At 61.4% G+C, this 18,851-nt stretch carries 20 protein-coding genes; 9 read left to right on the plus strand and 11 right to left on the minus strand.

Annotation, left to right across the window (positions count from 1 at the left end):
- The first annotated feature begins 31 nt into the window (after positions 1-31).
- A complete protein-coding gene (gene trmD / locus E4662_RS15080) occupies positions 32-847 on the plus strand; it encodes a tRNA (guanosine(37)-N1)-methyltransferase TrmD (protein ID WP_136442415.1) in 816 nt (271 codons plus the stop codon).
- 369 nt (positions 848-1,216) lie between these two features.
- Here the strand turns inward: trmD and E4662_RS15085 are convergent, their stop codons facing one another.
- Entirely contained in the window at positions 1,217-2,341 is a 1,125-nt protein-coding gene (locus E4662_RS15085; RefSeq protein ID WP_136442416.1) for a serine/threonine protein kinase, read from the minus strand.
- Between the two features lie 561 nt (positions 2,342-2,902).
- Here E4662_RS15085 and rplS point away from each other — a divergent pair.
- On the plus strand, positions 2,903-3,286 hold the full coding sequence (rplS, locus tag E4662_RS15090) for a 50S ribosomal protein L19 (RefSeq protein WP_136442417.1): 384 nt from the start codon (positions 2,903-2,905) through the stop codon (positions 3,284-3,286).
- 11 nt (positions 3,287-3,297) lie between these two features.
- A complete protein-coding gene (rpmE, locus tag E4662_RS15095) occupies positions 3,298-3,519 on the plus strand; it encodes a 50S ribosomal protein L31 (protein ID WP_136442418.1) in 222 nt (73 codons plus the stop codon).
- A 168-nt stretch (positions 3,520-3,687) separates the two neighbouring features.
- Here the strand turns inward: rpmE and E4662_RS15100 are convergent, their stop codons facing one another.
- Both E4662_RS15100 and E4662_RS15105 read right to left on the minus strand, forming a co-directional pair.
- Positions 3,688-4,359, minus strand: a complete 672-nt coding sequence (locus E4662_RS15100) for a peptidoglycan-binding domain-containing protein (protein WP_240705206.1) — start codon at positions 4,357-4,359, stop codon at positions 3,688-3,690.
- A 39-nt stretch (positions 4,360-4,398) separates the two neighbouring features.
- The gene (locus tag E4662_RS15105; RefSeq protein WP_136442419.1) at positions 4,399-4,773 is read right to left on the minus strand and encodes an OB-fold nucleic acid binding domain-containing protein; all 375 of its coding nucleotides are present in this window, start codon (positions 4,771-4,773) and stop codon (positions 4,399-4,401) included.
- Between the two features lie 123 nt (positions 4,774-4,896).
- Between E4662_RS15105 and E4662_RS15110 the strand changes: the two genes are divergently transcribed.
- From E4662_RS15110 to E4662_RS15130, 5 genes are all read left to right on the plus strand, one after another.
- Entirely contained in the window at positions 4,897-5,220 is a 324-nt protein-coding gene (locus E4662_RS15110; protein WP_136442420.1) for a 2Fe-2S iron-sulfur cluster-binding protein, read from the plus strand.
- Positions 5,220-5,954 carry an FG-GAP repeat domain-containing protein gene (locus E4662_RS15115; RefSeq protein ID WP_168797989.1) on the plus strand — a complete coding sequence of 245 codons (735 nt, stop codon included), beginning with the start codon at positions 5,220-5,222 and terminating at the stop codon, positions 5,952-5,954. Before E4662_RS15110 ends, E4662_RS15115 begins: the two co-directional genes overlap by 1 nt.
- Before the next feature lie 193 nt (positions 5,955-6,147).
- Positions 6,148-6,963 carry a TIGR00282 family metallophosphoesterase gene (locus E4662_RS15120; RefSeq protein WP_136442421.1) on the plus strand — a complete coding sequence of 272 codons (816 nt, stop codon included), beginning with the start codon at positions 6,148-6,150 and terminating at the stop codon, positions 6,961-6,963.
- Positions 6,960-7,883, plus strand: a complete 924-nt coding sequence (locus tag E4662_RS15125; RefSeq protein WP_136442422.1) for a DMT family transporter — start codon at positions 6,960-6,962, stop codon at positions 7,881-7,883. Before E4662_RS15120 ends, E4662_RS15125 begins: the two co-directional genes overlap by 4 nt.
- A 24-nt stretch (positions 7,884-7,907) precedes the next feature.
- Positions 7,908-9,695 carry an SLC13 family permease gene (locus E4662_RS15130; protein ID WP_136442423.1) on the plus strand — a complete coding sequence of 596 codons (1,788 nt, stop codon included), beginning with the start codon at positions 7,908-7,910 and terminating at the stop codon, positions 9,693-9,695.
- A gap of 4 nt (positions 9,696-9,699) precedes the next feature.
- On the opposite strand, the gene E4662_RS15135 is transcribed toward E4662_RS15130, so the two are convergent.
- From E4662_RS15135 to E4662_RS15150, 4 genes are all read right to left on the minus strand, one after another.
- Positions 9,700-11,946: a tetratricopeptide repeat protein gene (locus E4662_RS15135; RefSeq protein ID WP_136442424.1), complete on the minus strand. Its 2,247-nt coding sequence runs from the start codon at positions 11,944-11,946 to the stop codon at positions 9,700-9,702.
- A 4-nt stretch (positions 11,947-11,950) separates the two neighbouring features.
- Positions 11,951-13,795 carry a tetratricopeptide repeat-containing sulfotransferase family protein gene (locus E4662_RS15140; RefSeq protein ID WP_136442425.1) on the minus strand — a complete coding sequence of 615 codons (1,845 nt, stop codon included), beginning with the start codon at positions 13,793-13,795 and terminating at the stop codon, positions 11,951-11,953.
- Positions 13,796-13,933: 138 nt separating this feature from the next.
- A complete protein-coding gene (locus E4662_RS15145; RefSeq protein ID WP_136442426.1) occupies positions 13,934-14,263 on the minus strand; it encodes a DnaJ family domain-containing protein in 330 nt (109 codons plus the stop codon).
- A gap of 74 nt (positions 14,264-14,337) precedes the next feature.
- The gene (locus E4662_RS15150; protein WP_136442427.1) at positions 14,338-15,378 is read right to left on the minus strand and encodes a Hint domain-containing protein; all 1,041 of its coding nucleotides are present in this window, start codon (positions 15,376-15,378) and stop codon (positions 14,338-14,340) included.
- A 322-nt stretch (positions 15,379-15,700) separates the two neighbouring features.
- Between E4662_RS15150 and E4662_RS15155 the strand changes: the two genes are divergently transcribed.
- Complete coding sequence (locus E4662_RS15155) at positions 15,701-16,033, plus strand: DUF6916 family protein (RefSeq protein WP_136442428.1); 333 nt, start codon at positions 15,701-15,703, stop codon at positions 16,031-16,033.
- 6 nt (positions 16,034-16,039) lie between these two features.
- Here E4662_RS15155 and E4662_RS15160 read toward each other — a convergent pair whose 3' ends face one another.
- The 4 genes from E4662_RS15160 to E4662_RS15175 all read right to left on the minus strand — a co-directional run bounded on the left by E4662_RS15160 (position 16,040) and on the right by E4662_RS15175 (position 18,420).
- Complete coding sequence (locus E4662_RS15160; protein ID WP_168797990.1) at positions 16,040-16,546, minus strand: GNAT family N-acetyltransferase; 507 nt, start codon at positions 16,544-16,546, stop codon at positions 16,040-16,042.
- Between the two features lie 68 nt (positions 16,547-16,614).
- Entirely contained in the window at positions 16,615-17,082 is a 468-nt protein-coding gene (locus E4662_RS15165; protein ID WP_136442430.1) for a DUF6916 family protein, read from the minus strand.
- Positions 17,083-17,100: 18 nt separating this feature from the next.
- Positions 17,101-17,637 carry a phage tail protein gene (locus E4662_RS15170; protein WP_136442431.1) on the minus strand — a complete coding sequence of 179 codons (537 nt, stop codon included), beginning with the start codon at positions 17,635-17,637 and terminating at the stop codon, positions 17,101-17,103.
- 252 nt (positions 17,638-17,889) lie between these two features.
- Positions 17,890-18,420 carry a phage tail protein gene (locus tag E4662_RS15175; protein ID WP_136442432.1) on the minus strand — a complete coding sequence of 177 codons (531 nt, stop codon included), beginning with the start codon at positions 18,418-18,420 and terminating at the stop codon, positions 17,890-17,892.
- Positions 18,421-18,851 lie beyond the last annotated feature (431 nt).

Raw genomic sequence — 18,851 nt, forward strand, 5'->3', positions numbered from 1 at the left:
GTAGGGACGGCGCGAAGCAAGGAATGCGCCGATGACCACGCCCAATGATCCGAACAAGAAGCAACCGCGCTCGCATGGGCGCAAGACGATACGCCCATCGCTGAAGCCGCGTGACCTGATGGCGGGCGAAGATCTGGCGCGGGCCTGGCGCGCGCAGGTGATCACGCTTTTCCCGGATGCCTTCCCCGGCGTGCTTGGTCAAAGTCTGACCGGCAAGGCGCTTCAGGACGGAAAATGGCAGCTTCAGACGTTGAATCTACGCGATTTCGGCAAAGGCAAGCATCGCAACGTCGACGACACGCCGGCTGGCGGTGGCGCGGGTATGGTGCTGCGCCCCGATGTCATGGGCGAGGCCATTGAACACGCCATGCGCCGGGTGCCGGGGCCATTGGTTTACCTCAGCCCGCGCGGGCAGCGTTTCGATCAGGCGATGGCGCAGCAATGGGCGCGACTGCCGGGGATTACGCTGATCTGCGGACGGTTCGAGGGGGTCGATGAACGGGTGCTGGAGCACTATGGGATTGCCGAGGTTTCGCTGGGTGATTTTGTCATGACCGGCGGCGAAATCGCTGCGCAGGCGATGCTCGATGCCACGGTGCGGCTCTTGCCGGGGGTTCTCGGCAATGCAGAGAGCGCCGTGGAAGAAAGCCATTCCAACGGTCTTCTGGAGCATCCGCAATACACCCGCCCCGCCGAATGGCAGGGTCGGGCAATCCCGGAGGTGTTGATGTCCGGCAACCACGGAAAGATTGCCGAGTGGCGTCAGAGGATGAGCGAAACCATTACGCAAAACCGACGCCCGGATTTGTGGGCGGCGCATGAACGGAAGGAGAGCGAGGAGGGGTAGTTTCCTTGTCGCTGTCTTATGCCTCCCTTGGGGGCAAGGACATGCAATGTGATGCTTTTGGCCTGAAGCGGTGATTGAGCGCACCCCGTCCCGGACTTGATCCGGGACCTCTCGGCCAATGCACAAGCCGCGCCTATCGACGGGCCGTGGTACGGCGAACCACCCTCTGATCCCCTTGTTTTATCTCAGAAACCGGTGCGCTAGGCCGGTGTAGGTCCATACGACAACCCAATCGCCGGGCCGCGGGGACGGCCCGTCGATAGGCGCGGCGGCCTTCGGCCTTGATTCCGCGCCTGTGGCGTGTCGAACAATCGCTCAAGGCCAAACACGCCAATGAACGGCCTTTTCCCACCGCGCCCCGCCAAACCGTCACAGATGCGGGAAGTAGTCCTCGCAGGTGCCTTCGCGGTAGACATCTGCCGTACAGCAGTGCAGCCCGCCCCCAAAGGCATAGGCGTCGCGCAGGTCCACCTCCACAACTTCCATGCCAAGCTTGTCCATTTGCTCGGCCTGATAGACCTCGGACTTCTCCACACAAACTGTTTTAGGATCGAGCACAAGCACGTTCATCGACAGCCAGACCGAAGAATAACACAGCGCAGGCGGTGCGTTATGGGCCGGTTGCGCCGCGTCCACGATCTCCCAACCGTTCTTTTCGAACATGCCGCGTTGCTCTTCGGGCAGGCGGCGCTGCGGGTTGTTCAGGATCAGACCGGGGCGCAGCGGGGTGAAAGTCGCGTCGATGTGGATCGGGTAGGGATCGCCCGGGAAATTCACCGCGTGTACGCGGTGATCGGGGAAGTGGCGGCGGATCCATTCGATCCCTTTGAGGTTGGTGGTAAAGCCATGCTGCACCACCAGATCGCGGCCAAAGCGCAGCACATCGGCGGCGTCAAAGAGCGGCTCTTCCTCGGTGGTGACAAAGAACTTCTCGGCAGCCCATTGCAGGCGCTTTTCCACGCCGATCTTCTCGGAGAGGTAATCAGGATGGTAGTCCGCATCCGTCAAACGCGGCTTTGGTGCGGCCTCATGGCGGAAGTTCGGGTCTTCGTTCCAGTATTGCTGCATGAGGGGGCGATAGTTCAGGTATTCGAACCAGCGGCAGCGATAGGACATGGTCGCTTCAAGGATTTCCGAACCGACCGTCAGCAAGACGTCGCGCGGGGGCATGCAGCCAAACTGGCTGTCGGTGTGGAAGTCGGGAGTGGTGGCGGGCAGGCTATGGTCAATCGAAGTCGGTCGGTCGACTCGGATGCCGCGGGCTTTCAACTGGTTTGCAAACTGGTCCAGCAACGCGTTCGCCCGGTCGATTGTTTCCTGCGGGCGGCGGCCCCATTGACCGCGCATGTCGCTGTCTTCGGGCACCTTGGCGTCCAGAGCGGGCTCTTCGGGCGGAATATGGCAATCATCAGCGCGGCCCACGATCACGTGGCGCAGCGGATCCCATTCGTTCCAGCTGTTGACCTGGGTTTTGTCTGGCGACCAATCGGACATCTCTCGCTTCCTTCACTGGGAGCGGAGAGGCCTCCAATCTCCCGATTGAAAACCCCGGCGTGCAGGATCGGATCAAAGGCAAAGCAACCGCTTCGGCGACGCCATCGCCCAAGGCCTGCGCAAGAGTTAGCAGCAATGCCAAAGGCGGAAAAGAGCAGATCGCGTGTATGCCGATGCCGGACCGCCACCCTCGTTGCCTGCAGGGTCAGAAACGGTTTGGACATTGGGCGCCCACGGGCGTTTCTTATGGGACGAGATGGCGGTAAAGGATCAAGCCTCAAGATCGGCCCGGATCGGGTCGGGGCCAAGTGCCGTAACGGGATCTGGGCGGTGATCCGGCGGGCGCAAAACGTCGTCCGGGATGCGCCGAATCCGCTTGATTTGCGGGCCGGTTATCCGTAAAGGGGGCCATCCGATGGCTCCGGTTTTCCGGGGCCATTGGATTTGGTGGCCTGCCACCGCAAGCAAAACAACAGCTGCTGGGCGACATTTCGGTATGAAATCAATCGTCTGACAGACATCATCCGCGGGCAAACCGCGTGTAACATAGGAGTTGATCAGATGGACCTGATCGCAGAATTGGAAGCGGAGCAGATTGCTGCGCTTGGGAAGAAAATTCCCGACTTCAAAGCCGGCGACACCGTTCGCGTTGGCTACAAGGTGACCGAAGGCACACGCACCCGTGTGCAGAACTACGAAGGCGTTTGCATCAGCCGTAAGAACGGCGCAGGCATCGCAGGCTCGTTCACCGTTCGCAAGATTTCCTTTGGTGAAGGCGTTGAGCGCGTATTCCCGCTGTACTCGACCAACATCGAGTCCATCGAGGTTGTCCGCCGTGGCCGCGTCCGCCGCGCCAAGCTGTACTACCTGCGTGAGCGTCGCGGCAAATCCGCCCGTATCGCAGAAGACACCAACTACAAGCCCCTCAAGGGCGCAGACGCGTAAGGAGAGACGAGATGAAAAAGGATCTGCATCCCGACTACCACCTCGTCACCGTCAAGATGACCGACGGGACCGAGTTCCAGACCCGCACCACGTGGGGCAAGGAAGGCGACACGCTTCAGCTCGACATCGACCCGACCGTGCATCCGGCCTGGACCGGCGGCACCGGCCGTATGCTCGACCAGGGCGGCCGCGTCTCCAAGTTCAAGAAGAAATACGAAGGTCTCGGCTTCTAAGCTTTGCCCTTTGCGAGATTTTGAAACGCCGCTCCCATGGGGGCGGCGTTTTTCGTTTTTGGGGGGTAAAACGCTTTCGGCTTGTTTGGGGCCAAAGGGCATCGCCATTGGCCGCCGAGCGCGCATCGCGGCAGAGCATGGGTGATCCAGGAAATAACGGGAAACGCTCTATCCGGCGTTGCCGACGGCCACGAGCCCAAGCGCGCGCGCGGTTTCCAGCGACAGCTGCGCGCTGTCGAGCCCGCGTTCGGCCTGATACCGCTTCAGAGCCGCCGCTGTTGGGGCGTCCATCTGTCCGGTGACATTGCCCGCGAAATAGCCGCGTGCGCCAAGCGCGCGTTGCAGGGAGGCGACGAAGTCCGGGGTCATCTGTTCGGGGCAGGGCGCCTCAAAAGAGATCTCGGCCCTGGGCCGGACGATGCGCGGCACCGGGCCCTTGCGATAGACGGGCGGGCGCAGCACGGTGCCATCGGGCGCAAGCACGGCCTGCACAACCTGCACTTCGCCCATGACCTGCTCATAAACCGCCGGGGTCTGCTCGCGCGCGCGGCACACCCGGGACGCTGCGGCGGTGAGGGGCTTCAGGGCAGGGGTATCGGGCACTGCCGGGGTCAGGCGAACCGGCGCTTTTTCTGACAGAGGGCGCAGAGCGCTGTCGACCGAGGCTTCGATCGAGGCGATCTCCAATGCTTCGGCGGAGTTTGGAACTTCAGGCAGCGGCGCGGGCTCTGGCATCGGCACAGCCGTTTCCGTCCGGCTGACGCCGGGGTCGGACCATTGGCCACCATGGGTGCAGGCGCTCAGCGCCAACACCGCAAGCGGTACAAAGGGGGCTTTCATCTGCTCGGGCCTCTTGCGTGCCTTTTCGTTCCGCAGAGGTTAGCCGGGAATGCGCCCTGTGGGAAGCGCCGGATCAAGAAGCCGGTCGAGCAGTTGCGAGATATCCTCAATCTCATCGGCAATAATATGCACAACGTTGTTTTCCCGCTGCAGCTGTCCGGTCACGCGCAACAGCCGCCCGGAGATCACCGCCCGGCGAAACCGCTCATACATCTTGCGCCAGACGATGACATTGACCACCCCGGTTTCATCCTCAAGCGTCAGGAAGATCACGCCTTTGGCGGTGCCCGGCCGTTGCCGCAGGATGACGATGCCAGCCACGGTAACGCGTGCACCATTGGGCGGCAGAAGGATCTGCGCGGCGGTCAACGCCGCGGGAGGGCGGGGCCAGTGTTGTTGCGGTGGATTAGTCATGCGAACAAATATAGAACATGGGTGGCCGCGTGAAAAGTCCGGAGGCCCTTGGGAATTTCGGGGCTGGCGGAGCCTCGCAAGCGGTATTACGAAGAGCAGTGCGAGACGAATAGGAGCAGCTAGATGGCCAGAATCACCTATATCGAGCATGACGGGACCGAGCACGTTGTTGACGTGCCGGCCGGCCTGACCGTCATGGAAGGCGCGCGGGACAACAACGTCCCCGGCATTGATGCGGACTGCGGCGGCGCTTGCGCCTGTTCGACGTGCCACGTCTACGTGCACGCCGATTGGGTCGAGAAGCTGCCAAAGATGGACGACATGGAAGAGGACATGCTGGACTTCGCGTTCGAGCCGGACATGTCTCGCTCCCGCCTGACCTGCCAGATCAAGGTGACTGACGCTCTGGACGGGTTGATCGTCAACCTGCCGGAAAAACAGATCTGATGCGCAAAGCGCCGCGTCTGCCGTTGCGCCTCTGGCGCGGGTTTGCGCGCGGCGCGGGGCTGTCGTTGGGGCTTTGGGCGAGCGGGGCTGCCGCGGACTGCGTGAGCCGGGCGGAGTATGACGGGCCCACGACGCGTTATGCGCATGGGGTTCTGGGCGACGACGTCGAATATGGTGCGCTGAAGCTATGGGTCCAAGGGCTTGTGAAGACCGTGATCCTGCCACAGGATCGTGTCTTCGAAGACCTTGAACCACGTTTGGTGGATGTCGATCTCGACGGCTGCAATGATGTGATTGTTGTCGAATCCCAGGCGGACCGAGGCGCTCAGCTTGCTGCCTACGCGGGCTCCGGCGAAAAGATCGCGGCGACGCCGCACATTGGCCGCCGCAACCGCTGGCTTGCGCCGATCGGGGCGGCAGACATGGACGGTGACGGGCATGTTGAAATTGCCTATATTGACCGACCGCATCTGGCCAAGACCCTGCGCGTATGGCGCTTCAAGGATGGCGGGCTGACAGAAGTTGCGTCCGCGCCGGGCTTTACCAATCACCGAATTGGCTGGGACTATATCGAGGGCGGTGTGCGCGACTGCGGGCAGGGGCCGGAGATGATTGTTGCCGATGGCGGGTGGCAGAGGGTCATCGCCCTGCAACTCGAAGGTGGAAGGCTGACTAGCCGCGATCTAGGCCGCTATGCGTCCTCCGCTGTGGAAGCGGCCATGGCGTGCAAATAGGGGCTCTGCCCCGCCGCCTGCGGCGACTCCCCGGGATATTTGAGGCACAAAGAAACATTGTGGGGCGCTGGAATGGTTCCCGTGGTGTGGTGCCGCGCTTTTGGCCGCCCTTGGAATGAGGCAGGCGAAGAAGCGTCGGCGTTGCGCTTTCCCTCTTCAATTTCTGCCGCTGTCGAACTAATCCTCCCTTCCCATGAGACTTCTTTTTCTTGGCGATGTGGTGGGCCGCTCCGGGCGGCAGGGGATTCAGGACCGGCTGGCGAAGCTGCGCGAGGATTGGCGGCTGGATTTCGTTGTGGTCAATGGCGAGAATGCGTCCAACGGGGCGGGGCTGACCGCAGGCCATGCCAATCTGCTTTTTGAGGCGGGCGCGGATGTGGTCACGCTTGGGGATCATGCTTTTGACCAGAAAGATATGCTGACGCATATCGAAAGCGACAATCGCATCATCCGTCCGATCAACTTTGCGAAACAGGCTCCGGGGCGCGGCGCGGCGCTGTTTACGGATCGGCGCGGGCGCAAGGTTCTGGTTGCGCAGGTTCTGGGGCAGGTGTTCATGAAGCGGGCTTTCGATGATCCGTTTTCCGCCATGGACGACGTCCTGCGTCGGCATCCGCTGGGCGGGCAGGCGCAGGCGATCATCGTGGATGTGCATTGCGAGGCGACGTCGGAGAAGATGGGGCTTGGCCATTTTTGCGACGGGCGTGCCAGCCTCGTCGTGGGCACGCACACGCACGTGCCGACGGGGGATGCGCAGATCCTGCCGGGGGGCACGGCCTTCCTCAGTGATGCTGGCATGTGCGGCGATTACAACTCCGTCATCGGCATGGAAAAGGCCGAGCCCATGCGCCGGTTTGTGACCGGCATGTCCAAAGGACGCTTCCAGCCTGCCACGGGAGAGGCGACCCTGTCGGGAGTCTTCGTCGAAACAGACGATCGGACAGGGAAAGCCGTGAAGGTCAAGATGGTCCGGCAGGGCGGGCGGCTTGAACAAAGCGGGCCTGAGTGAGCCGCTGGCTGCCCTTTGCCGCGCTTGCGGTGATTGGTGCGGCCTGGGGGGCAACGCAGCCTTTGGCCAAGATCGCCGTCTCGGAAGGCTATAGGCATTTTGGCTTGCTGTTCTGGCAGATGGCGCTTGGCACCGTCATTTTGCGCATGATCATGGTCGTTCGCGGCACGAAACTCTCGTTCCGGCCGGAGCATTGCGCACGATATCTGGGTGTTGCCCTGATCGGGTCCGTCCTGCCCGGCATGGCATCTTACAGCGCGGCTGCGCATCTTCCTGCGGGCGTTTTGTCCATTCTGTTGAGTTCTGTGCCGATGCTGGCCTTTCCGGTGGCGCTGGCTTTGGGATTGGAGAATTTCCGAGTGCGCAGGCTGCTGGGGCTTTCGCTTGGCATGTTGGGGGTCTCACTGCTGATCCTGCCTGAGACCAGCATGCCGCGGGCCGTGCAACTGGTTTGGGTGCCGATCGCGCTGCTCTCTTCGCTATGCTATGCGCTCGAAGGCAACCTGGTTGCGAAATTCGGGCGGGGTGGGATCGGGCCTGTGGCATTGCTTTGTGGTGCGTCGCTGTTCGGGACGATCATCTGCCTGCCTCTGTCCCTGTTGACCGGGCAGTTCATTGATCCGCGCGGGTCTTGGTCCGCGCCGGACTATGCGCTTGTTGCCTCATCGGTGCTGCACGCCGGGGCCTATACCGGCTATGTCTGGTTGGTCGGGTTGGCGGGATCGGTTTTTGCGGTGCAGGTCAGCTATTGCGTGACGTTGTCCGGTGTGTTCTGGGCCATGGTGATCCTTGGCGAAGGTTACGGCGGTTGGGTCTGGGCGGCGCTGGGTTTGATGCTGGCGGGCATGGCACTTGTACAACCGCGCGCGCAGGCCCTTGCCCCCCTGCCTGCAAGCGGTCAGAATGCAAAGCCGCAATAACGAGCCAGGGGCCGCGCAGAACGTATGAATTGGTTAGACTTGAGCCAGACCGGGCAGGCAACACTGGCGCTTGGCATCGTTGCCGTGATGTTTGTGCTCTTCGTGCGCGAGACCTACCCGGTGGAAGTCACGGCCATCGGCGGCGTCGCGGCAATGCTGTTCCTGGGCATCCTGCCTTACGATGCGGCGCTCAACGTCCTGTCAAACCCGGCGCCATGGACCATTGCGGCGATGTTCATCGTCATGGGTGGGCTGGTGCGGACCGGAGCGCTCGACGTTTTCACACGCTATGCGCAGGATCAGGTCGTCAAACGACCGAGGCGGGCCATGGCGGGGATCATGGCGGTTGTTGTTGTGGCGTCCGCCTTCATGAACAATACGCCGGTTGTCGTGGTGATGCTGCCGGTTTTTGTGCAGATCGCCAAGGTTCTGGGCGTTGCCCCGTCCAAGCTTTTGATTCCGCTGAGCTATGCGGCCATTCTGGGCGGTACGATGACCCTGATCGGCACCTCGACAAACCTGTTGGTGGACGGGGTTGCGCGGCAGCAGAACATTGAAGGCTGGGAGCCGTTTACCATTTTTGAGGTCACGCCGCTCGCGTTGATCCTTGTGGTCTGGGGGCTGGGGTATCTCTATTTCGCCGGGCGTTTCCTGCTGCCCGAGCGCACGTCCATGGCGGGGATGCTGTCGGACCGCTCGAAGATGAAGTTCTTCACCGAGGCGGTCATTCCTCCCGAAAGCAACCTGATTGGCCGTGAAGTGCAGGGCGTGCAGCTGTTCAAACGCGAAGGCGTGCGCTTGATCGACGTGATCCGGGGCGATGAATCGCTCAGGCGCAACATGTCAGGCGTGACGCTCGAGGTGGGCGACCGCGTGGTTCTGCGCACCCAGATGACGGAGCTGCTCTCGCTTCAGCGCAACAAGTCGCTCAAACGTGTGGATCAGGTTTCGGCCAAGGAAACCAGCACTGTCGAGGTGCTGATCACGCCCGGTTGCAAGATGGTGGGCCGCAGTCTTGGCGCGCTGCGTTTGCGGCGTCGATTTGGCGTGTATCCATTGGCGGTGCACCGGCGGAACCAGAACATCGGGCGGCAGCTTGATCAGCTGGTGGTCCGCGTGGGCGACACGCTGCTGCTCGAAGGCGCGCCGGATGATATTCAGCGTCTGGCGGAGGAAATGGACCTTGTTGATGTCTCGCATCCGTCTGCACGGGCATTCCGGCGTGGCCACGCGCCGGTGGCGCTTGGGGCGCTGACGGGCATCGTTGTGCTCTCGGCGCTCGGGCTGGCCCCGATCCTGTCGCTTGCGGTGGTGGCGGTTGCGGTGATCCTTCTGGCGCGCTGTATTGATGCGGATGAGGCGTTTTCCTTTGTCGAAGGGCAGCTTCTGGCGCTGATTTTTGCCATGCTGGCCATTGGTGCGGCTCTGGAGGCGACAGGGGCGGTGGCGCTGATCGCGGGCAGTCTTGCGCCTTGGATGCAGAACCTGCCGGGGCCTGTTCTGATCTGGGCGGTCTACCTGCTGACGTCCGTGCTGACAGAAAGCGTGTCCAACAATGCGGTTGCGGTGGTTGTCACACCAATTGCCATTTCTCTGGCGCAGGCCGTGGGTGTGGACCCGCGGCCCTTGGTGGTGGCGGTCATGGTGGCGGCGTCCTGTTCGTTTGCCACGCCCATCGGCTATCAGACCAATACGCTGGTCTATGGTCCCGGCGGCTACAAGTTTTCGGACTTCCTCAAGGTTGGTCTGCCGCTGAACCTGAGCATAGGCCTGCTGTCCGCACTCCTGATCCCGCTGTTCTGGCCGTTGTAGCGGCTTATTCCTTGGTGTCTTCCAACGCCGCGCGCAGCACTGGCCAGACCTGGCTGGGGCGCGCGCGCGTGCCGCCGGCGGCCCAATGGCTGGGCAGGGTCTTGTAACGGACAGGATTGTGCATGGCGACAACGCGCGCGAGCCGGTCGTTGTCAATCACGGTGAGCGGGTAATCGTCTCGGGAAACCTCGGTCTGGACCAGGAAGTGAGCGATCGCGCGGGTCAGGACACCGGGGCCTGTCTTGCCCCAGGCGATCTCTGCCGTGCGGTCCAGAAGAGCTTTGCGCACCAGTTTCGCCGCGTGGATCAGCGCCGGATGGCCCGGCGCGGCGGCGATGATGTTGTTGCCGAGTGCGCCGCCCAAAGCTTCGCGGTAGACCATCAACCCGGCGACCTCATCCAGCAGCCCGGCCAGATCGCCGTAGAGCACGTCATCCGCATCGGCCCAGACGCCGCCATGCTTGACCAAAAGGCATAGGCGCAAAAGATCCGATTCCTCCGCCGGATTACGCGCCATTTCAAAGGCTTGTACCCAGCGCGGGCCAAACTCTTCGCGCAGGAAAGTCACGGCGCGAGGGCGGTCCCACAGCTCATAGGTGAACCCTTCGGCAGCGGCCCAACTGTCAGACATGGCCTGAACGGATTTTGGCGGGGTCGCGGCGTCCCAGTATTGGAAAATGCGCTTCGGAATGTCCGGCCCGCCGGTCATCGCAGGGGTTTGGCGGCGCCATTCGTCAATCAAGCGCAGCGCGGGAATGACGCTATCGGGGCGCGTGTGGCGCCAGTCGGCGATCTTGTCATAGCCGCCGCGCATCTTGTAATCACGTTCTTCGAGTTGAAGCTCCAGCGACATGGTTCCGGCCAAACCCGTGCGGTGCAGCAGGCCTCCGGTTTCGCCCAAGGGATCACCAATGGCGGCGCGGATGTCGTCAAGTCTGGGGATGTCCGCAAGGCTGTAGATCAGCTTGGCCATGGTGATGCGGTGCTGCCGGGAGAGCTGGGCGGCGTCTCGCAGACGGGCATAATGCACCATGGCCGCTTCCAGATCGTTACGCATTCCCGCCAGAGTCATCCGGTGCGCGGTGATCTCGGCCGGAGGCAGGCTCTTCTCGGCGGCGTCAATGGCAGCCTCGGCAAGCGTCAGCCGCCCCAGTTTCAGAGCCCAGACAATCCGGAAGCTGACGAGGCCGCGCGCCTGCGGCCAGCGCCGGATGCAGAAGGCAAGATAGCGCAGGGCAAGCGCATAGCGGCCCTGACCGATCAGCGCGGTGGCGAGCATTTGCGCTTCATGCGGCGCCTTGTTGCTCGCCTGCGCAGGCTTAAGAAGCCGAACCGCATCGTCCCAGTTGCCAAGCGCCAGCGCGGCCTGCGCGGATAGCTCCACATGCAGACGCGGCGTGAGGAGAGGCTCGAGCCCAATCAGAACCGCTTCAAGGATTTCAGCATCAGCCGAGGCCATCTGGCTCGAAAACAGGTAGCGCAGCAAGGCGGGCGCACCGGGCAGTTTGCTGGCGGTGCGGGTCAGGATCGCCTCTTCCTCGGGCAGCTGGCCAAGCTGGCGATAGGCCCGTGCCAGCGGAATGGCAAACTCCAGCGGCGGCGCCGCGTCGGGCGGGGATTCGCGATCCGTAGCCTCCAGAAGAAAGGCCAGTCCTGTCGCTGTGGCTTCGGGCGGGCAGGGGCGTTTGAGAAGCTCGGCGTAATCCAGACGTAAGGTCAGATTTTCCGGATCTTCAACGAGCAGCGCATGGTAAATCGGCGCGGCCAGACCGGTGCCGCCGGGCATGGCCTGAAGCGCATTCAGGGGTGGCGCAGGATCATAACCCTTTGGCGCGTGCGGCAGATAGGCGGTCAGCGCACGCGCGAGCGGAGCGGGCTGCGACAGGGTTTGCCGGAGCGGGATCTCCATCGCGAGAAAGGCCGGGTACTCCGTGATCCCGCCCCGGGCGTGCACAGTGTCGAGCGCGGTCGCAGCCTCTTCGTTTCGGTCTTGCTCGACCAGCAGTTCGGCTCGTTTCAACGCAGGCCAGAAGTTGCTTGGATGGGCCTCTTCGGCAAGCGTGAGCAAACGCTCCGCCCGGACCAGATCGCCTTCGCGCCGCGTGAGTTCCGCTTCCAGGAGCCAGAGCTTGGCGGGCAAAACATGGGTGAGCGCCGCCTCAAAAGCCGTGCGCGCGGCGGTCAGATCATTCGCGTCGAGCGCCTGATCCGCCGCATCGGCCTGATCCTGCCATTCGGGCTGCTCTGCCATGCGATCAGGCCGGATCGGTCAGCCCGGCGGCCTGACGATCCTCGTCTGACAGGAAGTCCTGCACCTCGGCGGCGAGGTCTTTCAGCAGCGGACCATAGCGCCGCCAGCGGGCAACGGATGTGCCGTAAATTGGTTGGCGCACCTGCGCAAAAGAGGCGGTGTTGACGTGGCGCGTGGATTTCGACGGGTCCAGAACGGCCTCGTCCCACTCCAGCCCGACAAACTCCAGAATGCCGCGCATGGTGCCGTCCGCATCGGTAACAAGGTCTTCGTAGGAGACCTCGCGCACCTGCTGCGGCAAGCGATCCGTCCAGGTGCGCGCGATCTGATCAAATCGGCGATAGACCGCGCCAAGGCTCTCGAAACTGGTGGAAAACGTCTGGTTCGCCCCGAAGTTCTGCACGTAGTTCGACAACAGGCAATCCATCGGATTGCGCCGCATGATCAGGAACCGGGCGCGGGGCAGGGCCGCGGCCAGCAGCGGAATGAACAGGTAATTGCCCGGCATCTTGTCCGAGACATATTCGCCGCGCAGCCCTTCGCGGTGCAGAGCAGCCACGTAATCCTCGCCCAGCCGTGCGAAATCATCCGCCGTCAGAGCGTCTGGCGATATTTCCTTCTCCAGAGCGGCGCGCAACTGGCCATTGCGGGCCATCGCTTTAACAGAGGCGGACAGCTCGCCGCCGGCCTGAACCTTCGGGTGGCGCGAGAACATCTGATCCATGAGCGTCGTGCCGGAGCGCGGCATGCCGCAGATGAAGATCGGGGCAACATCGGTCAGCCCTGCGCCGGAGCAGCGCTTCAGAAGCTCGGGCGAGGCCAGCGACATCAAACGCTCGGCCCGCGCGGCGGCGTCCGCGTCGTTATAAGGGTGCAGCTTGCGCGTCAGCGCATTGCCTTGCGCGTAGTAATCCATTGCCGCCTCATCCCGGCCCATATCAGAGTTGGCCTTGGCGAGCGCGAACAAGAGCGCACTGCGCGGCTCATCGGGGTATTTGTCCAACAGGGATTTGTAAGCGTCCAGAAGCGCAAACTCCGGGCTGCCTCCGGTGGTCTTGCGCAGGTTTACAAGCCGCACCAACGCGCCAAGTCCGCGCGGGGCTTGCTTAGCGGCATCGAGAAGAACCTCCGCCGCCTCGTCCAGCCGTCCGATGGAGGCCAAAATGTTGCCAAGGTGCATCTTCGGCTCGACGGCATCCGGCGCGAGTTCCATCGCGCGGCGGGCGTGGTGTTCGGCGGTATCTGGCCGCTCGTGCCGGAACAGGGCATGGGCAAGATGGGCGTGCACCGGCGCGTTCTGGGGATCGATCACCAAAGCGCGGAACAGCACGTCGATTGCGCGCTCGAAGTTCGAAATACGGACATGCGCCTGCGCCAGATTAACGAGCGAATCCAGAACCTTGTCGTCCAGTTCTACAGCTTTCTCCAAAGCCTTGATCGCCGGGCCAACCTCTTGCTTGACCAGATAGGCCGCGCCGAGGTTGGCCTGTGCAAGCGGCAGGTTCGGAGCGATTTCGATGGCGGCCCTGAATTGTGCAATCGCCTCGTCCAACTCGCCATCCTGCGCGTGCAGCGTGCCGAGATCGGTCATCACCGTGACGTCCTTGCTCTCTTCTCGCAGAACCTCTCGTAAAAGCGCCTTGGCCTCCGCGCGTTCTCCCTTTTGGGCCAGCACAAGACCCTTGAGATGAAATAGACGCGCATATGGCGGGTTCTTGGCCAGAAGGTCGTCGATCATCGCTTCTGCCGCATCAAAGCGACCAGCGGCCTGGTGCTGCACGATCCGGTCAATGTCGGAATTGATGCTGGCGAGTTTGGCGGCGTTGGTTTCGGCCACGGAGGTACTCATCTGTCGGCTCCCATCGTTTAGGCGCGGGGTTTGTCGTGTTCTGCTCTTCCCGGAAATTTAGATTGCTCCGGGGTGTTTTGCAAACGTCTCAAGGGCCATTTACCCCTGTCTTTTTTGAGAATTTCCTGCGCGGGCAGGCTATTTCATGAACTTGCGGCGCGCCTCGACCGCGATGTTATAGCGCTGTTGCAAGTCCGCGATCAAAGCCATGGCAATCTGTTTTTCCTCGGTTCCTTTAGCGTCGCGATAAGCCTCCTTGGCGGCGTCCAGAAGTTTGCGGATGCGAAATTCTTCCGGCAAGGCTCCGGCTTCGGCCATGATGCGTGCGGCGACCGCCGTGGCAACATCTGTCAGCGCCTCGCCGGAACGGTCGGGCAGGGGGCGGCCTTCGCCTTCAAGGTTGCGAAGCTGGCCTTCTGCGATGGCTTTCTGGATTTGCCTTTCCACCAGTTTGTTCAAAGCTGTCATGGTCAAATGCTCTCCCCAACGAAAAAGGCCGGGACAAGTGCCCGGCCTTCGTCATGCGATGTGAGCCAACCGGATCAGGCGGCGGAGACGTTTTCGAAACGCTCGGCTGCGCGAGCCTCAAGGCGGGCTGTAATGTCAGCAGGGACCATGCGCGATGCGAGAATGCGAGGCAGGGCCATTTCCTGGATCATCGGCGCATCAGCGCGTTCGTCGCCGTTGATGAAGGCGCTTCGATCCGGGTTGTCGAGGTAGCTCTCAGCCGAAAGGCCCTCGGCGAGGATCAATTCGTGGGTGTTGGTCTCGATGTGATAGTAGGTGAAACCGGTCTGCGGCATGGAGGCGACCTTGTAGATCGAGGAGCCGTTCACCAATGCACTGGCGTTGAACAGCAGACCGTCGATTTCCACAGCGTGGTCCGGGGAGACAAACAGATCGCGGCTCGGCACGCCATCTGCAATTGCCCCTTCGGTGATGCAGATCGGGTTGACCTTGGCCGGGTGCGCGGTGCGCGCGTCAATCGGTTGGACGCCGACCCATTTGACCTCTGTCTCGCCGCCGCCTGCCAGCGCGAGCATGTCGCCGGGCAACAGGTCTTCGACCTTGACGCGGCCGCGCGTGGTTTCGATGCCGGTGCCTTCGAGGTAACACACAAGCGTGGCATTCAGGCTGTCGAGGGTAAGGTAAGGCGTGCCGCCGATTGCGACAAATTTGATTGTCGTGAATTCGTTAGTTCCACCTTGGGAAATGACGACCGGACTATTCGCGTCTGCAGTGGTGACGGTGGTGGTGAAGTTGCCGGCGGTACCGCTCAAGAAGATCTGCCAGCTGCCGGAGATCGACGAGCCGAGGTTGATTGTCAGGTTGCCGGAGAAGTTGCTGGCGACATTGGTGACATCAAGCGTCCAGGTGCCTGCGGCATCCGTATCCGAAATTGAGATCTGCCCGCCTGCTGTCCCCGGCGAATAAGTCAGCTGGTTGCCGCCGCCCGGGTTACCGCTGGTGCTGATGGTGAAGTTAACCGTCGAACCGCTGCCCGTATCCGAAAACGGAATCGATGGGTTGGTGCCTCCAAAAGGACCAGAAGCGCTGCCTTCATCAAACTCAAAAAGGGGCATTTTATTCTCCAAATTTGCACGTTCTGCGGAAGGAACGCGGCTGACGTCTTCAAGGCGAAGAAAGGCATAAATTCACCCCTCCGCACTGCTCCCGCGCAGTGTTAACGAATTTCGCCGCGCTGCAAAGTGATTTTCAGCACACCAGACTGCCCTTACGGCGCAAAGTTGTGAAATTGTCCCAATTGCAACAGCTCAGGCTCCGGAAATGCCGGCAATCTGGGGCTTTTCCACGCCAACAGAGCCAAAGCCGTGGGAATCGCGATTGACCTTCCATGCCTCTTGCGGTCCTGTTCAGGGGCTGCAGCGAGGAGATGCGTGTTCCATGATTGATCTTGCCACTCTGGCCCCCGGCCATTTCGAGCCGCTCACCGGGAAATCCATAACGGTGACCGCTGGCGGTGAAAGCGTTTCGATGACGCTCGACAATGTCAAATCGCTGGGTGCCAAAACCAAGCGGGACAGCCATCTCGAAATCGACGGCAAGGTCATTCCTCCGCGCGAAGCCTTTGTTATCGTGATCGAAGGACCGCGCGAGCCGGTGGTGGATCAGGGCGTCTATGCCATTGACTTTCCAGAGCTTGGCACGCTCGAGCTGTTCATGGTTCCGTTCCGTCAGGACCACAGCTGCATGCTCTACGAAATCGGTTTCAGCTAAGCCGGGTCAAATCTCTCGCGGGGTCAGGTCCGGCCGCCACTCCATGCGGTAGTGCGTGCCGGTGTTTGCGATAGGGCGAAACCCCAGCCTTTGATACAGCGCCATCACGGGATTGCCGTGGTGGACACTGAGCCGGGCCGGAACCTTCCCGCCCCAGGCTTCGTTGAGCAGGGATTTGAGGATGTCCGTGCCGATCCCGCGCCCGCGATAGGCTTCGGCAATGGTAAACTCGATGATGTAAAGGCAGTCGTCCTGCCGGTCCAGGTACAGCCGACCAATGGGCACGCCGTCCAGTTCGATGATCAGGAACTGCGCGCTGAGGAACTGCATACGGTAGGACAAGTCCTGCGTCTTGAACTGTTGTTCCAGAAAGTCCGCCTTGTCCGCCGGGGTCCAGTTGGTGATCTGGAACTCCCATTCGCGGGTGCTGGCATAAAGCGCCTTGAGAAAGTCGCGGTCCGTATCCTGCGTTGGCCGGAAACTGACGGCCCCTTTGGGAAAGAGTGGCTGCATGAAGCGCTCCAAAATGCACATCGGCCTCCGCCGTTAGGGCAGAGGCCGATGCCATACTGTCTGTTTGCTCAGTTCAGGACAAGCTCAACCAGCGCGCTGCCGCTTCTGGTTGGCGCGGCTGTCACATAGAGCGTCGCGCGTCCCATGCGCGGGTGCGAGACCTCGAAGGTTCCGCCGCCGTCGGCCACGATCGGTGCCATGTCCGGACCTTCGAAAAGGGCCGTCATGCCATCGCGGCGTGGCAGATGCGCCGGGCGATGCGGGCCGGAGGGGTGATCCTCGAGCTCGACAAGCTTCAGAACAATGGTCCCATGCTCAGCAGAGCGAAACCGAAAGCGATCCCCGACCAGACCGGCCATTTCGGCGCTGGTCGTGGTCTCCCAACGCGGCGCGGCCAAGGCTGCGGTTTGTCCCGGTGCCTTGGGTTGATCCATCAACGCCGCGCTTGCGGTGCCGGGCAGGGCGACGGCGGTCAGGCAGGCCCCCTTTACCAGAAGCGCTTCGCGGCGGGACAGGCGGTTATCCGTGTCTAGCATCGTCATATCCCCGCTCTATCAACTGCGCGACGGGAAGATGCCCTGCAGGGCGATGAGGTAGTTGACAGCGATGAAGGGTGGCATGTTTTCGTGAGACTGGCCGCCGCCAACGGAGCTTTCCACGATGGACTCCTCGCTCAGCGACACGTTTGCGGACGGTGCCGGCGCACGATACCCGGTGGTGCGTGCCGCCAGCATGTTGCCCTCTGGATCGTCAGAGTTTGCCCGGCGCGTTTCGGCTTGAATGATCGGATTATGGGTGTGCGATGGAATTTCGCTCGTAGTCAGGGTCACGGTCTGTGCACCACCCTTTGCGCCCAGCCGGCGTTGGCTCAGACCGGGACCGGTGCCGCTGCCGGCATGGATCGGGAAACGGCCGCGCATTTCCGGCAGACCGAATGTTGACCGACCGTCGCCGCCATAGGTGGTGCCAAGAATGGAAAACAGAGCGGTGTTTTGCGCGATGGGCAGCAATTGGCCGTCGCAGAAGGCCCAAGCGCGGATCGCGAAATTGCCGCCAAACATCATGATTTCGCCGAGATATGGTTCTGACATGTGATCTATTCCCTAAAGGTCCGTGTTCGCGCTGATCCGGATGGCCCTACCTGCAATCTGGGTTTGGACGGCACCGGAAAACCGGACAGGCGTCCGGAAGTTAATACTCCATTAAGACTTAGCCGCTGCCGTCCGCGCGTGTAAAGAATTGTTTTCAAACGATCATCTTTGAGTTGTGCTGAATTTCGCGTCACACGCGCATAGAAAAAGGCCCGCGTGACGCGGGCCTCTTTCATTGTTTCTTAACGAAGATCAGCTCCGGGATGGATACAGCCCGAACAAGGCGATCTGATAGTTCATCACCAGGTACGGTTGCATGTTGTAGTGGGCCTGGTCGCCCCCGACGTTTTGTTCGGTCACAGCCGCTGCGTTCATTAGGATGTCGTCAGCAGGGGCTTGATCTCGGAAGCTCCCTTCCGATTTGCCGAACATTCTGTCCGTCGGATCGTCGGAGTTGCCTGCGCGTTTCTCCGCGTTAAGGCGCGGCGAGTGGCCGTGGCTCGGCATTTCGGCGACGGTCAGTCGGACCGTTTCGGCTCCGCTGGCCGATCCGATCCGGTAATCCGAAAGACCCGGACCATGCCCCTGATGGATCGGAACACGGCCACGAAGATCGGGCAAGCCATATGTTGTGCGGCCGTCCCCGCCGTAAATCGTTCCCAAAAGGGAGAACAGTGAATTGTTCTGAGAAATGGGCATGATCTGCCCATCACATTTCGCAAAATTGCGTTGTGCAAAGTTGTATCCGACCAGAAGGATTTGACCGATATATTCCTGACCCATAAATCCACTCCCCGCGTTTATTGAAGTCCTGCGAAGTCTAGGCGGCACATGTTCTGGTTCAAAGTGTTGAATTTAGAAAGCGCATAACGAGAACTACCTAGGGTAGTATTTGACCGGACCGCGTTTCTTCGAAGATATGTTGCTCGCCGCCGACGCTTCCCCAAAAAACTCCGAAAAAAGAGGTTTTTGGTGTATGTTTCGAGAATTGGAATATGAAGATTGATTCTAAATAATCTTCCAAGAGTTGATTGTGCCGCATTGAACCTGACTCCAAAAACGGTCAATGGTTGTGATGTGAATCACGCTAGGGGTGATTCTCATCCGTTTGTGCATCGTGGTTTCGGGATGGTTTGTGCGCTTTGGACCAAGCGTGGAGCCGCGAACAGACGGATAAACCGTCAGTAATTGCTTATTTGTTAACCTTTCATCGT

This window comes from Pacificoceanicola onchidii, assembly GCF_004804335.1.
GTDB classification, from domain to species: Bacteria; Pseudomonadota; Alphaproteobacteria; order Rhodobacterales; family Rhodobacteraceae; genus Pacificoceanicola; species Pacificoceanicola onchidii.

Bases quoted from the DNA above. Each gene is read 5' to 3' on its own strand.
- trmD (WP_136442415.1), top strand. From the start codon at position 32: ATGACCACGCCCAATGATCCGAACAAGAAGCAACCGCGCTCGCATGGG.
- E4662_RS15085 (WP_136442416.1), bottom strand. From the start codon at position 2,341: ATGTCCGATTGGTCGCCAGACAAAACCCAGGTCAACAGCTGGAACGAA.
- rplS (WP_136442417.1), top strand. From the start codon at position 2,903: ATGGACCTGATCGCAGAATTGGAAGCGGAGCAGATTGCTGCGCTTGGG.
- rpmE (WP_136442418.1), top strand. From the start codon at position 3,298: ATGAAAAAGGATCTGCATCCCGACTACCACCTCGTCACCGTCAAGATG.
- E4662_RS15100 (WP_240705206.1), bottom strand. From the start codon at position 4,359: ATGAAAGCCCCCTTTGTACCGCTTGCGGTGTTGGCGCTGAGCGCCTGC.
- E4662_RS15105 (WP_136442419.1), bottom strand. From the start codon at position 4,773: ATGACTAATCCACCGCAACAACACTGGCCCCGCCCTCCCGCGGCGTTG.
- E4662_RS15110 (WP_136442420.1), top strand. From the start codon at position 4,897: ATGGCCAGAATCACCTATATCGAGCATGACGGGACCGAGCACGTTGTT.
- E4662_RS15115 (WP_168797989.1), top strand. From the start codon at position 5,220: ATGCGCAAAGCGCCGCGTCTGCCGTTGCGCCTCTGGCGCGGGTTTGCG.
- E4662_RS15120 (WP_136442421.1), top strand. From the start codon at position 6,148: ATGAGACTTCTTTTTCTTGGCGATGTGGTGGGCCGCTCCGGGCGGCAG.
- E4662_RS15130 (WP_136442423.1), top strand. From the start codon at position 7,908: ATGAATTGGTTAGACTTGAGCCAGACCGGGCAGGCAACACTGGCGCTT.
- E4662_RS15135 (WP_136442424.1), bottom strand. From the start codon at position 11,946: ATGGCAGAGCAGCCCGAATGGCAGGATCAGGCCGATGCGGCGGATCAG.
- E4662_RS15140 (WP_136442425.1), bottom strand. From the start codon at position 13,795: ATGAGTACCTCCGTGGCCGAAACCAACGCCGCCAAACTCGCCAGCATC.
- E4662_RS15145 (WP_136442426.1), bottom strand. From the start codon at position 14,263: ATGACAGCTTTGAACAAACTGGTGGAAAGGCAAATCCAGAAAGCCATC.
- E4662_RS15150 (WP_136442427.1), bottom strand. From the start codon at position 15,378: ATGCCCCTTTTTGAGTTTGATGAAGGCAGCGCTTCTGGTCCTTTTGGA.
- E4662_RS15155 (WP_136442428.1), top strand. From the start codon at position 15,701: ATGATTGATCTTGCCACTCTGGCCCCCGGCCATTTCGAGCCGCTCACC.
- E4662_RS15160 (WP_168797990.1), bottom strand. From the start codon at position 16,546: ATGCAGCCACTCTTTCCCAAAGGGGCCGTCAGTTTCCGGCCAACGCAG.
- E4662_RS15165 (WP_136442430.1), bottom strand. From the start codon at position 17,082: ATGCTAGACACGGATAACCGCCTGTCCCGCCGCGAAGCGCTTCTGGTA.
- E4662_RS15170 (WP_136442431.1), bottom strand. From the start codon at position 17,637: ATGTCAGAACCATATCTCGGCGAAATCATGATGTTTGGCGGCAATTTC.
- E4662_RS15175 (WP_136442432.1), bottom strand. From the start codon at position 18,420: ATGGGTCAGGAATATATCGGTCAAATCCTTCTGGTCGGATACAACTTT.